The 13,053-nt window shown below is 65.0% G+C and carries 12 protein-coding genes; all 12 read right to left on the bottom strand.

Annotation, left to right across the window (positions count from 1 at the left end; translation table 11 throughout):
• Entirely contained in the window at window positions 1-1,269 is a 1,269-nt protein-coding gene (locus B7G52_RS10545) for a TRAP transporter large permease (RefSeq protein WP_096697618.1), read from the bottom strand.
• 11 nt (window positions 1,270-1,280) lie between these two features.
• Window positions 1,281-1,814 (bottom strand): TRAP transporter small permease, encoded by a 534-nt coding sequence (locus B7G52_RS10540; RefSeq protein ID WP_205853048.1) that lies wholly within the window; start codon window positions 1,812-1,814, stop codon window positions 1,281-1,283.
• Window positions 1,804-2,811 carry a TRAP transporter substrate-binding protein DctP gene (gene dctP / locus B7G52_RS10535; protein WP_240523393.1) on the bottom strand — a complete coding sequence of 336 codons (1,008 nt, stop codon included), beginning with the start codon at window positions 2,809-2,811 and terminating at the stop codon, window positions 1,804-1,806. Before dctP ends, B7G52_RS10540 begins: the two co-directional genes overlap by 11 nt.
• Before the next feature lie 80 nt (window positions 2,812-2,891).
• Window positions 2,892-3,395 carry a MaoC family dehydratase gene (locus B7G52_RS10530; protein ID WP_096697559.1) on the bottom strand — a complete coding sequence of 168 codons (504 nt, stop codon included), beginning with the start codon at window positions 3,393-3,395 and terminating at the stop codon, window positions 2,892-2,894.
• 227 nt (window positions 3,396-3,622) lie between these two features.
• Window positions 3,623-4,291, bottom strand: a complete 669-nt coding sequence (locus B7G52_RS10525; RefSeq protein ID WP_240523392.1) for a TetR/AcrR family transcriptional regulator — start codon at window positions 4,289-4,291, stop codon at window positions 3,623-3,625.
• Window positions 4,292-4,320: 29 nt separating this feature from the next.
• Window positions 4,321-5,517, bottom strand: a complete 1,197-nt coding sequence (locus B7G52_RS10520; RefSeq protein WP_096697558.1) for an acyl-CoA dehydrogenase family protein — start codon at window positions 5,515-5,517, stop codon at window positions 4,321-4,323.
• 45 nt (window positions 5,518-5,562) lie between these two features.
• Window positions 5,563-7,344, bottom strand: coding sequence for an acyclic terpene utilization AtuA family protein (locus B7G52_RS10515; RefSeq protein ID WP_096697557.1), 1,782 nt, complete (start codon window positions 7,342-7,344; stop codon window positions 5,563-5,565).
• 31 nt (window positions 7,345-7,375) lie between these two features.
• On the bottom strand, window positions 7,376-7,867 hold the full coding sequence (locus B7G52_RS10510; RefSeq protein ID WP_141397424.1) for a PaaI family thioesterase: 492 nt from the start codon (window positions 7,865-7,867) through the stop codon (window positions 7,376-7,378).
• A gap of 38 nt (window positions 7,868-7,905) precedes the next feature.
• Window positions 7,906-9,546 (bottom strand): MBL fold metallo-hydrolase, encoded by a 1,641-nt coding sequence (locus B7G52_RS10505; protein WP_096697555.1) that lies wholly within the window; start codon window positions 9,544-9,546, stop codon window positions 7,906-7,908.
• Window positions 9,547-9,580: 34 nt separating this feature from the next.
• Window positions 9,581-10,957, bottom strand: coding sequence for a VWA domain-containing protein (locus B7G52_RS10500; protein ID WP_170954739.1), 1,377 nt, complete (start codon window positions 10,955-10,957; stop codon window positions 9,581-9,583).
• Entirely contained in the window at window positions 10,941-11,909 is a 969-nt protein-coding gene (locus B7G52_RS10495; protein WP_096697553.1) for a MoxR family ATPase, read from the bottom strand. Before B7G52_RS10495 ends, B7G52_RS10500 begins: the two co-directional genes overlap by 17 nt.
• Window positions 11,881-13,041, bottom strand: a complete 1,161-nt coding sequence (locus B7G52_RS10490) for an acyl-CoA dehydrogenase family protein (RefSeq protein WP_096697552.1) — start codon at window positions 13,039-13,041, stop codon at window positions 11,881-11,883. The genes B7G52_RS10495 and B7G52_RS10490 overlap by 29 nt, the downstream gene beginning before the upstream one ends.
• Between the last annotated feature and the right edge of the window lie 12 nt (window positions 13,042-13,053).

The raw sequence follows: 13,053 nt of genomic DNA, 5'->3' as shown, positions 1-13,053 counted from the left end.
CTACAGAAGCATCAGGGAAATTGCGGGGATATAGGTGATCAGCATGAGCCCCGTGAGACGCACGGCGTAGAACGGCAGTACGCCGCGCACCACCTCGTGGACAGGGAGCTTCGCGATGCCGCTCATCACGAAAAGGTTCAGGCCGATGGGCGGGGTGAGCGTGGCGATTTCCACGTTGGCCACCATGATCACGGCGAAGTGGATCGGGTTGATGCCGAGCGCCGTGGCGATGGGGAAGAGCAGCGGAGAGGTCAGCACGATCATCGCCACGCCGTCCAGGAACATGCCGAGCACCAGCAGGATCAGGTTCGCCACGAGCAGGAACTGCCAGGCGCTCATGTTGATGCCGGTGATGTACTCCACCACGCCGGCCGAGACGCCCATGCGCGCAAGCACGAAGCCCACGAGGCTTCCGCCCATCACGACCGCAAAGATCATCGTGGTCTGCAGCACCGAATCCCTCACCACTGTCCAGACACCGCCCACGGTGACGCTGCGGTAGACGAGAAGGCACAGGATCGCCGCGTAGATGGCGGCGAAGGCCGAGACCTCGGTGGGCGTGAGGTAGCCGGTATAGATGGAGCCGATGACGAGCACGGGCATGAGCACTGCGGCGCCCGCTTTCGGCAGGCGCTTCGCGAAACCGCCCCAGTCGGCACGGGTTGTCGTGATGCCGTAGCCATAGCGCCGCGACATCCAAGCCACCGCACCGAGGAGGAACGCGGCCTCCATGAGGCCCGGCATGACCCCGGCGATGAAGAGCTTGTCCACCGGCAGACCCACGATGGAGCCGATGAGGATGAAGCCCAGCGAGGGCGGTATCATGAGCCCGAGCGTGCCGCCGACCGCGACGATGGCGGCCGAGAAACGCGCCGGGTATTCCTCGCGCTTCAGGCCCTCGATGGTGGCCGCGCCGATGGCCGCCGCCGACCCCACGCTCGAGCCCGAGATGGCCGCGAAGAAGACGCAGGTGACCATCACGGTGAGTGCGAGTCCGCCCTGGACGGCGCGCACGACGCTGCCGACCAGGTCGATGATGAGGCCGGCGATGTTGCCGCGCATCATGAGGTTGCCCGCCAGGATGAACATCGGCACCGCCATCAGCGGATAGCTGTTGACGGATTTGAAAGCGGTCTGGGCGACGACGGTCAGGGGTACGCCGTCGATCATGAGAATCAGCCCGGTCGCGACCAGGCCCAGCGCCACCGTCACGTGCGAACCAATGGCGAGGAGCGCGAGCATCAGCGCTACGGCGAAAAGCATCAGCATGTTGGACTCCATCAGAGTTCGGAGCCCGTGGGCCCACTGGTGGCGAACGGGTCTCGGCCGCGCAGCACCGTCACCAGCGAGCTCGCGTAGTAGCCCCCGAGCAACAATGCCCCGAGCGGCATCGCGAGAAACACCACCCATTGCGGGATGTCAAGATTCGACTCCGACATCATGCCCATCGTGTAGTAGCGCACCAGCTGCGGCACGGACGCGGCAAAGAGAGCCGCGCTGAAGGTCAGGCCCGCGATCACCGATGCGAAATGCATGGCACGGCGGATGCGCGGCGGCATCGCGTCGACCAGCATCTCGGTGCGGATGTGGTGGCCGCGCCGGCCGGCCACGCCGAGCGTGAGGAAGAAAGCCCAGATCATGAGGAAGCGCACCGACTCCTCGGCCCAGAAAAAGCTCACGTCGCGCAGGGACCGGTTGAGCCCCTCCGACAGCATCACAACGGTAGCGGCCAGGAACAGGAACGCGGCGAGGCTGAGGACCGGTCCGGATTCGAACCGGTCCCACCCGCTCGCGGGGTGGCTATTATTTGCCACCGGAGCACGACCTGTCGAGCGTTGCGAGCTTCTGCGCCGCGTCCGGGTACTTGTCGGTGAAGGTCTTGTTGCCCGGCACGGCCCGTTCCCTCCAGCGCTTGGCCTCGACTGCCGACGCGGTGCGGAACACGGCACCCTGGTCGGTCATCTTCTTGATCAGCTTCTTGTCGATTTCGATGGCCTCGGCCCATTGGCGCCGGGAGATATCATCGATCGAATCCGTCACTGCCTTGCGGTGCGCGGCGGGCAGGGCGTCGAGCCAGACCTTGTCCACCACCACCGCATAGGTGGCGACCGACATGCCGGGCACGTACCAGGCGTACTTGGCGGTCATGCCGACCATCTCGGCCCAGCCGGCCGGCGATGTGAAGATGCCGTCAATGGCACCTTGCGCCAGCGCCGTGCTCATTTCGGACGCGGCCATCGACACCGGGCTGGTGTTGAGGGATCGCATGGTGTCCAGGAACACCTTTCCGCCGGTTACACGCACCTTGGTTCCCTTTATGTCCTCAAGCTTCTGGACGTCGCGGTCGCGAAAGAGAAACATCAGGTCCGAGGTACGCAGGAAACCGAGCACCTGCAGCTTCCTCGGCTCGACGTAGGCACTCATGAATTTGGTCAGCCCGTCGGCGAAGCAGCGGTTCATCATCTGCTCGTCGGTGATCGCGAAGGGCAGGTTGATGATGCCGGTGCGCGGGTCAATGGTCTCGAGGCGCACCGACACCGGCCACACCATGTGCACCGCCCCCGTGCCCAGGGCGGCCATCGCGTCCTGGTCGTTGTAGAGCTGGCTCGCCGGGAAGACCTTGACCACGAGCGCGCCGTCGGTGCGTTTTTTCACCGTCTCGGCGAATTCGTTCATGTAATTGGTCTTCCAGTGCGTGGCGGCGACCTCGCTGGGCAGGACCATTTCGGTGGCCTGCAGCGCCGGGCCGGCCAGTGCGAGGACAGTGGCGATGGTGGCGGTGGCCGCCCTCAAAACAAAACGCTTCATCATGTTGTCTCCTTTGGTTATGGTTGGTGCTGCGTGATCGCAGCTGGGTATCGCTCGCTCGTCCGTCCCCGGGGTGGAACGGCTCAGACGATGTCCTGTACCCCGTGGCCGCGCTTGGGAATGAGAACGGAGCGCACGAAGGACATGAACACGACGCCATCGGCCTTCTTGCCGATGGTCCGCACGGTGACGATGCCCTGTGTCGGGCGCGACTTCGACTCGCGTTTCTCGAGCATCTCTGATTCGGCGTAAATGGTGTCGCCGGGATGCACGGGGGCGATGAGCTGGATATCGGTCCAGCCCAGGTTCGCGATGGCCTTGCCGCTGACGTCCGCGACAGTCATGCCGAGGACGATCGCGAGCGTGAGGCCGCTGTTCACGAGCGGCTTTCCGAACTCGCTCTTGGCGGCGAAGGCGTGGTCGCAGTGCATCGGGTGGTTGTTCATGGTGAGAAGGGAAAACTGGATGTTGTCCGTCTCCGTGATGGTCCGGCCGGGGAAGTGCTCGTAGACGTCGCCGACGACGAAGTCTTCGAAGTAGCGCCCAAGGCTGGCGCGGTGGCGGGTGGGGGCGGTCGTTTTGATCATGTTGTTTTCTGGAATTCTTTTGTGATGAACATCCTAATGTCCGGACATTATGAGTTGCCAAAAATGGCTTGTCAATACTGTACTTACTTCGACATTACTTACTTCGTGTTGACGGCGCCCAGTCGTAATGTCTCCTTGGGGAGTCTGTCGGGATTTTCGTGCGCTTGGTGGCTCACGACCACTTGGCAGCCGAAGGCTTGGTGTGAAGACCGATCATGAGCCATGCGCTATCGCGACTTCTTACGTATCATCAGCGCCATCACTGCATCAGTCAGGTCATCAAGCGAAGCCCCATTTTTTGCGTCGAACCACTGTACTGACCAGTTCAGTGCACCAAAGAGCAAATGACGCGCCAGGGGCACCTCGGCTTGCAGGCAGCCGGTCAACGACAGTTCCTGGAGCACCGGCGTCCATGCGGCCTCGTAATCACCTTGCAGTTTCGCGATGACGTTGCGCTGCCGAGTGTTGAGGGAGCGGGACTCGTAGAGCACCGCCTGCATGAAGTCGCTGTTTGGTCCCAGCAGCGTGTCGAAATGCGATCGGATCAATTGCCGCAGCGTGGTCGCAGCGTCATGTTCGGCAAGCAGCACGATCATCTGGCGCGCCACCGCGCTGCGCAAGCCTTCCTGCATCACTTCGTACAACAGCGCATCCTTGCTTTTGAAGTGATAAAACAGCGATCCGGAATGCATGCCGACGGCGCAGGCGATGTCGCGCGTGCTCGTGCCGTTGAAGCCGTGGCATCGAAACAGTTTGGCCGCGGCCTTGATGATGGCTTGGCGGCCGAGGCCCTCATTCCGCTCTTCCAGCGTCTTGCGTGGGCGGCCTCTCGGCCGCTTGACCGCTGAGTGGTCAGATCGGGAGCGTGTGGCGCACATTTTCAGCAAACGAATCAAGACGCAAGGTGGGCACGGCGGCCATCGGCTCAGTATGACTTGGGCAATCCCAGCACATGTTCGCCGATGTAGTTGAGCAGCATCTCATTGTTGATCGGTGCGATTTCCAGCAAGCGGATCATGGGCCACAGCGTGATGATGTCGTAGTCGCGATCAAACCCGTAGCCGCCGTGGGTTTGCAGCGCGGCCTCGACGGCGGCCACCGCCGCCTGCGAGCCCAGCAGCTTGGCCATGTTGGCGTGCGCACCGGCGTCTTCGCCGGCGTCGAAGCGCTCGGCCGCGTTGTAGGTCATCAGCCGCGCCGCCTCGATCTGCGCCTTGGCCTGCGCCATGCGGTGCTGCAGCGCCTGGTACGAGCCGATCGGCTTGCCGAAGGGCTTGCGATCTTTTGAGTAGGCCACCGCCTTGGCCAGTGCATAGTCGCCCAGGCCGATGGCGGCGCCAGCGGCCAGCAGGCGCTCCGAGTTCAGGCCTTCGAACATCAGCTTGGCGCCCCTGCCGGCTTCGCCGATCAGCGCGTCGGCGGGCAGCCTGACGTTGTCAAAGAACACCATGTACTGGCGCTCGGCGGTTTCGACCTGGATGTTGAGTTGTGTCAGTTGGATGCCGGGCGTCTTCATGTCCAGCACGAAAAGCGAGATGCCGTCGGTGCGGTGCTTCACCTCGCCTGCCTTGGTGGTGCGTGCGATCACCAGCATGTAGTCGGCATCGCGCGCGCCGGAGATGAAGACCTTTTGGCCGTTGAGCGTCCAGCCGCCGTCGGCGTTGGGCGTGGCCAGCGTGGTCATGGCGAAGCTGTTGGTGCCGGCATTGGGTTCGGTGATCGCAAAGCACAGCTTCTTCTCGCCGGTACAGGTCGGTGTGACGTATTTCTTGATTTGCTCGGGTGTGCCGTGGCGCATGATCGGCACCCGGCCCAGCCCGGTGACGACCAGGAACAGGGTGGGCACGCCGGCCAGCGCCAGCGCCTCGTTGAGCGCGGTGATCTCCAGCACGCCGCCGCCGGAGCCGCCGTACTCTTCCGGGACGGACAGGCCGAGCAGGCCGAACTCGCCGAGCTTTTGCCACAGCTCGTCGGGGAAGCGATCTTCCTTGATGCACTGGAGAATGTAGCTGCGCGGGTACAGGGTGGTGACGCCGCGGGCGGCCTCCTGCACGTCACGAATGCGCTCGCGCAGGCTTGCAGAAGCCGTGTTGCCAATGGCGGTGGTGGCCGGGGTGTTCATGGTGTGTGTCTCCGTCTTGGGTTGGGGGGCTGGGGGCGAAAGTTGTCAAAGTGCCATGTCAGCCGGAATCGGCACCGGGAAGTCGAGCAGCATCTGCGCGAAGGCTTTGCCCTGCGAGTCCATGCGAACCGAAGCGATGCCGCCGCCGCCCAGGGCTTCGTGCATCAGAAAGTTCAGCGCGTGCGTGCCGGGCAGGTCAAAGCGCTGCACGCTGCCCTTGACGAGGTGGGCGAACCAGGCTGCCACCACCTGCTCGGTCAGGGCGGCGCGGATGAAGGGCAGGTAATGGGGTTGGCGCGCCAGGATGCCGATATTGGCGGCATCGCCCTTGTCGCCGCTGCGTCCCCACGCCAGTCGCACCAGCGGCACCGTGCGCGTGCCGCGCGCAAAGGCATCGGCAGCGGGCAGCGGGCCGTCGACCTGGGGCAGGGTCGCCGGATCAAACGGTTTTCCGAGCCATGGCGGTGCTGCCACGGTCTGCTCGCCCATGTCGATGCTCGCCACCACCTGTGTTTTGGGTACCAGGCAGGAAAATAGCCGTACCACCGGCTGCACCTTGGGCCGCCCGCCGGTGAAGCCGGTGATGGCCGGGGCCGACATCAGGGCCATGGGCGCCACTTCGCGCGAAAACAGTTCGAGCGCGTCCTTGACCGGGTGGCGCACGCCGATCTTGAGCATCACCTCGCGCGCATCGGGCCGCGCATGGGGGCCGTAGGTGTCTTCGGCACCGATGGCTTCAATGCTGGTTTCGGTGAAGTCGGGCCAGCCGCGCTGGGCATAGTGGCGCCGCATGCGCGCCAGCATGGCCGCGCCCACGCGCTGCGCCTTAGGCCCGGCATCGATGCCGCCGATCATGAACAGGCTCATGGCGCGAAAGCCGTCGGCGTAGGTGATGCTGGCCTTGGCCTGGTCGGTGGGAGGCAGGCCGCGCGCGCCCTTGACCTCGACACGGTTGGGGCCGATTTGTGTGAGTGTCACACCGGTGAAGTCGCACACCACGTCGGGCAGGATGTAGGCGCGCGGGTCGCCGATTTCATAGAGCATCTGCTCGCCCACCGTGGACGGGCAGATCAGCCCGCCCGTGCCTTCGGGCTTGGTGATGACGAAGCTGCCGTCAGCGCGGCACTCGGCGATGGGAAAGCCCATGTCGTCCCAGCCCGGTACCGTGTCCCAGTCGGTGTAGTTGCCGCCGGTGGCCTGCGTGCCGCATTCGATCAGATGGCCGGCCAGGCTGCCCTGCGCGAGCAGGTCGTGGTCGGCGGCGGTCCAGCCAAAGGCATGGATCAGCGGCGCCAGCGTGACCGCGCTGTCGACACAGCGGCCAGTGACCACGATGTCGGCGCCGGCCGCCAGCGCGGCCGCAATCGGGAAGGCGCCGAGATAGGCGTTGGCGCTCATCACCTTTTGCGGGAACGGGCTGCCTGCGAACATCTCCTGGGTACCGGCCGCCCGCAGTGCCTCGACCTGGGGCATCAGGTCGTCACCCAGCACGGCGGCGATTTTCAGGTCAACGCCTTCGGCCTGCGCCGCCGCCACCAGCGCGGCGCGGCAGGCGGACGGGTTGACGCCACCGGCGTTGGCAATGACCTTGATGCCGCGCGACTTCAGCTCCTTCATCAGGGGCTGGAGGGTGGCCACGAAATCCGGTGCATAGCCCAGTGCCGGATCCTTGGCCTTGGCGCGGCTGAGCAGCGACATGGTGATTTCGGCCAGGTAGTCGAACACCAGGACGTCGATGTTGCCGCGCTGCACCAGTTGGGCGGCGGCGAACTCGCTGTCGCCCCAAAAGCCCGAGGCGCTGCCGATGCGAAGGGTGGTTTGTTTCATGAATATTTCCGGTTTTTTTGGGGGAGCGGGGTCAGCGCGGGGTGGTGGCAATACTGCGCGGCCAGAACACGCGCCAGATGCCCTTGGCGGTGGCGCAGACTGTGCCATTGGCATCCAGGAACTCCCCTTCGGCAAATGCCGTGGTGCGGCTGATGCGCACAACATTGCCGCGCGCCTCGAAGCTATCGCCCATGGCGGCGTTGAGGAAGGTGATGTCGAGGTTGATCGTGAACTGGCGCAGCTCGAAGGGGTCAATGTCGGCCGCCTCGGGCATGGCCAGCAGCGAGGAGATGATGGCCCAGCCAAGCGCGCCGTCAAACATATAAGAGATGACGCCGCCATTGAGCACGGTGTCCGAACCACCGCCGCCGCGTTGGGTGGGGAGGGCTTTAGGCAGTCGCACAATAGCCCGGCCTACGGCTGTTTCTTCAACTTCCAGCCCTTGCGCCTTCAGAAAGGGGCTATCGTTCCAGCTTCGCTTGCAGGCGGCGATGCGGTCAAGGTGGGGGGCGTTGGTATTCAAATTGGGCTCCTGTGGGTTGTCTAAAAAGCGTATGGGATTCAAAGCATCGCCAGTTGCTCGATGCGTTGCACATGGGCCGTCAGCGATCGCTTGGCCAGCGGCCAAAGCGCATTGGGGGTGTCGTCATAGGCGAGAGGTAGCCACGCGTCCAGGCCGGCTCGCGGTGCGCAGCGCATGGCGGCCAGTACCTTGGCCTCGCGCCGCAGACGGTGTGCCTTGAGCTGCGCGATGGCCTGTGCGGCCTCGCCGATGACATGGCCGTGCGCCGGCAGGATGAATTCGATGCGATCTTGCTTGCAGGCCAGGGCCAGGCGGTCCAGCGAATCGAGGTAGGCGCTCATGTCGCCGTCCGGCGGGTCGATGATGGTGGTGCTGCCACTGAGGATGTGGTCTCCGGAGAACAGCAAGCCATCTTCTTCGAGGATGAGACAGAGGTGGTTGGCGGCGTGCCCCGGCGTATGCACTACGCGCAGGGTGATGGCGTGTTCACCATCATGCAGCGTCAGGCGCTCGCTGTCAGCCAGGGCGCGGTCGGGGGTGAATGCTGCCGTAGAGCGGGCGGTGGCGGCGGAGGCCAGGCCCAGCACGGGCGGTGTCCGGCCCGTCACCAGGGCGCAGGCCTGGGCCAGGGGGCGTGCCGCGGGGGAGTGGTCAGGGTGTGAGTGGGTGCAGATGATGGCGGTGACCTTGCCCGCAGTGAAGGCCAGCAGGCGGTCAATGTGGTCCTCCAGCAAGGGGCCCGGATCAATGACGATGTAGCCACTGGCCGCATTGCCGACGATGTAGCTGTTGGTGCCGGGGCCGGTCATGACGCTGGCGTTGGGGGCGGTGAGGCGATGCAGGTGCCGCAACAGGGGCACCGGCCGCTCGTGTTGCCAGTCCAGCGGGTGCGCGAGCTGCCCGTCCGGGCAGACCAGCGCGAGTTCGCCGTACGGCGCTTCGTGCTCCATGAAACGCGTTGGCTGACCACCGACCAGCCCGCCGCGCGGACAGGAATTCCACAGCGGATCGTCCTCAGTGCAAGCCGCCAGGGCCTGCTCGGCCTGCGCGAAATCCTCCAGCCAGTGCAAGGTACGGATGGTGGGAAAGATCATGAAAAAGTTGCCGGCCTGGTGCTGCGTCAGAGCATCCTCGGGCCTGACCCAGACGGGCTCGAACTGTTCCATTTCGTCGGCCACCGGGTCTTGCTGGTCCGGCATGAGCGCGGCGAAGAAGGCGGTGTCGAAACGCTTGGGCACGCTGCGGTCGGTGGTCCAGCAGGCCAGCATGCGCGCCTGATCAAGCGTCAGTGACCAGCCCTTGGCTTGCAGTTGCGGGTACAGCGCCTGGCGGCGGTCCAGCGCTTGAAGGTGGGTGCGGGTGATGGGCTTGCCATCGGCCTGCACCGCCAGCAGTATGCCGAGTTCCTCGAAGGTTTCCCGCAGCGCCGCCAGCGCCGCCGTGCGGTAGCGTCCGCCTGTGCCGGGCGTACGCGCGAGCGTGTGCGCCTGGTGGTCGTCGGGGTCCACGCGCCCGCCGGGAAACACATAGGCGCCGGGCAGGAAGCTGGCTGTCGGCGAGCGCCGGGTCATCAACACTTCGACGCCAAGCGCACCGTCCCGCAGCAGCAGCAGGGTGGCGGCCGGGTGCGCGGTGACCGGCTCTTTGCGGGGGTGGAGTTGCAATGTGGGGCGGGCCATGGGCAGTGTCCGTTGAGCGTGGGTGGGATGGGCTTCAGGCGCTGGCCGAGTGGGTGCGCAGCAAGGCGTCGAGCGTGCTTTCCAGGTGTGCGAGGGAATTGCATTCGCGCGCGATGTGGCAATAGGGGGCGTAGCGCTTCATCTCCGAATCGCCCAGGCCCCAGAACGAGACCGGCTCGGGGTTGAGCCAGATGACCCGGCGCGCGCGCTGGTAGAGCAGTTGCATGACTTGCGCCTGGGCTTGGCCGCGGTTGTTGCGCGCGTCGCCGAGAATCAGCACGGTGGTGCGGCGATCGATGTCATCGAGCAACTGCGCCTTGATGTCGAGCAGCGTCTGCCCGTAGTCGGTGCCACTGCCGCCCACCGCCTGCATCACTTTGTCGACCGCCTGTTCGACCGGCAGCGACTCGAAGGTGTCGCTCACCTCGACCAGGTGGTTGGTGAAAGCGAAGCTGCGCAGGTCGCTCACCTGCTCGCCCAGACTGTGCAGGAACAGCAGCAAAAAGCGCGCGTACTGGCGTACCGAGCCGCTGACGTCGCAGATGGCCACCACGCGCGGCCGGTCCACCACTTTGGAGCGCCAGAAGGTCTCGAACATCACGCCGTCGTAGGCGGCGTTCTTGCGCAGGGTCTTGCGGAAGTCGAGCTGGCCGCGCACCCGCTTTTTCTTGCGCCGCGAGTGGCGATCGGCCAGCCGCTTGGCGATCTTGCTGACAATGACGTGCATGCGCGCGAAATCGCGTTTTTCGATGTTGGAGAGCTTTTGCGATTGCAGGAAGTCGTCGTGCAACTGGCGCGTGGGTGCCGTGCCGAAGAGCGCGAGCTTGCGCTCGACAAAATTGCGCACCTCTACAAACAACCGTTTGCGCGCCAGTTCGAGTTCTATGGCGCGCTCGGGCGCCAGCGTCTGGCGTTTGGCGTCAGAGATTTCGCGGTCCAGCAGTTCCAGTCCCATGGCCTGCTGGATCTTCTGGGTGTAGTAGCCTTTTTGGGTGAAGAACCAGATGTCGGTCAGGCCCACCTCGCGCGCGGCTTCCTGCATGCGCTTGGCCAGTGCCGCCGAGTCACCCGACAGCAGCAACTGCGACAAGGTCTGGCCGCCGCTGCCCTGGCAGCCGCCCGGCCCGCCGGAACCGCTTGCGGCCTGGTCATCGCGGGCTGGGCCCGGCAGGTCTTGCGCAGCCATGTTTTCGAAGGAACTGAAACGGAAGAAGCGATCAAAGGCCTCGTCGTAAAGGGCTCGATCCGTGGTGGTTTTCGCCAGTGTCGTGCCCAGCGCGCTTTTGAGCAGGGTGCGGTCGCTCCAGCCCACCAGCTCCACGGCGCGCGCCGCATCGATCTGGGCGTTCAGGCTGATCTCGAGGTCGCTGCCGCGCAGCGCCTTGAAAAAGTCTTCAAGCGTGGCTTGCACGGGGACTCTCCGCATCCTTGCGCGCTTGCTGCAGCAGGGCCGGCAGTTGCTCACTGGCCGAGGCAATGTCCTGCTCAAACTTGAGGAAGACGTTGAGCGTGCCCTTTACCATGTCCAGGCTCAAGTGTTCGGCGTGCAGCAGCAGCAGCGTTTTGGCCCAGTCGATGGTCTCGCTGACCGAGGGCTGCTTTTTCAGGTCCATCTGGCGCACCGCCTGAATGAAGGCGACCAGCTCGCGGTTCAGGGTTGCCGACAAGCCGGGCACGCGGCGCTCCAGAATGCGCCGCTCCAGCTTCGCCTCGGGGAATGGAATGTGCAAATGCAGGCAGCGACGCTTGAGCGCGTCGCTCATCTCGCGCGTGTTGTTGCTGGTGAGGAAGACGATGGGCTTGACCTTGGCCTTGATGGTGCCGAGTTCGGGCACCGAGATCTGGAAGTCCGACAGCACTTCGAGCAGGAAAGCCTCGAACTCGGGGTCGGACTTGTCGACCTCGTCGATCAGCAGCACGCAGCCGCGCTCCTGGTGCAGGGCCTGGTACAGCGGGCGGGGCTCCAGAAAATGTTTGCTGAAAAACAGGTCGTCGTGCGCATGCAGCCGGTCCATGGACGCCGCCAGTCCCACCGCGCCTTGCATCATCTCGCCCAGCTTGTCCTTGAGCAGTTGCGTGTACAGCAACTGCTTGCCGTATTTCCACTCGTACAAGGCCTTGGATTCGTCCAGGCCTTCGTAACACTGCATGCGGATCAGGGGCACGTCGAGAATCTCGGCCATGCCCTTGGCCAGTTCGGTCTTGCCGACGCCGGCCGGGCCTTCGACCAGGATCGGCTTTTCCAGGTTGAAGCCCAGATAGACGGTGGTGGCGATTTCGCGGCTCGCAATGTAGTCGACCGCAGCCAGGCGCTGCGCCAGGCCATCGATGGAATCAAAGTGGGGTTGGTAAAGTGTTTTCATGGGTTTCCTTGGGGCGCAGCATTTTTTCGCCGGCTTGAAGTTGTCGGGATTCGGCGATGCCGCGGGCTATGCCCAGCACCAGGCGCAGATCACGCGCCAGGGTGAGCAGGGCCGGTTCATGGTCGTCCAGGGCCGCGGCAAAGGATTCACAGGCGCCTTGCCAGCGATCAAACAGGCGGCGCGCGCCCAGATTGAACGCCGCCAGCGCCTCGTCCGGCCCGTGCTGGTCCAGGTGCTGGGCAGCATGACGGGCCACGGGTGACAGGGCGTCGAGTTCGAGTTGCAAGCCACCCAGGTCCCGGGTCAAAGCCGGCGTGCGGGCTGCATTGCGGAACCAGCGTGCCAGGGCATCCAGCTCGGCTTGCATGGCGCCGAGCATAGCCCCCAGCAGCAGCGCGTCTTCGATCGCGCGCAGCGGCCGCGCGATGGTGTCGAACGCCTGTCCCGGCTCGCCCAGGCGCTGGCTGTCCGGCACCCGGCAGCCGACAAGGCGCAGGCCGCAATGGCCGAGCGGTGCCAGTCCGCGCACTTTGTCGTCCAGTTCGCGGGCCAGGCCCGGTGTGTTGGCCTCAACGACGAAAGCATCGAAGCGCTTGCGCCCCTCGTGTTCGCCGCTGACGGCCAGCACGATGATGGCATCGGCGGCCGGGCCGTTGCTGACGAAGGCCTTGTGGCCGTCAAGAATCCAGTCGCTGCCGTACTGAACCGCCCGGCAGCTCAGGTGTTTGGGGTGCGCGCCTGCGCCGGGCTCGGAGATCGCGAGTGCCAGCAGCGCGTCGCCCCGCGTCATGGATGCCAAAAGGGCACGATGCCGGTCGCTACGCAGATTCGGCGCCAGCACGAAGCGCCCCAGCATCTGCTGCATCATCCACGCCATGCCGAGGCCCAGGCTGGCGGATTCCCGGGCGACGATGCCGGCCAGCGCGCTGACCTGCGGGGCGTCTGCGACGGACGGCTCGCCATCGCGGTCAAAGCCCACACCGAGCAGGCCGCTGGCGCCGAGGTGACGCCACCAGGCACGAGGGAAGCCGTGCGCGCAGTCAGGCGCTGGCGCGTCGGCAAGGGCACGGCGCATGGCCTCGGGCCGTGCCGGGTCTGGCAGGGTTTGCGCCGGGGACTCGGAGCGGTTCATTTGCAAGTGCAG

This window comes from Polaromonas sp. AER18D-145, assembly GCF_002379095.1.
Taxonomy (GTDB): domain Bacteria; phylum Pseudomonadota; class Gammaproteobacteria; order Burkholderiales; family Burkholderiaceae_C; genus Polaromonas.
This window is presented reverse-complemented; position numbering and strand designations above follow the sequence as displayed.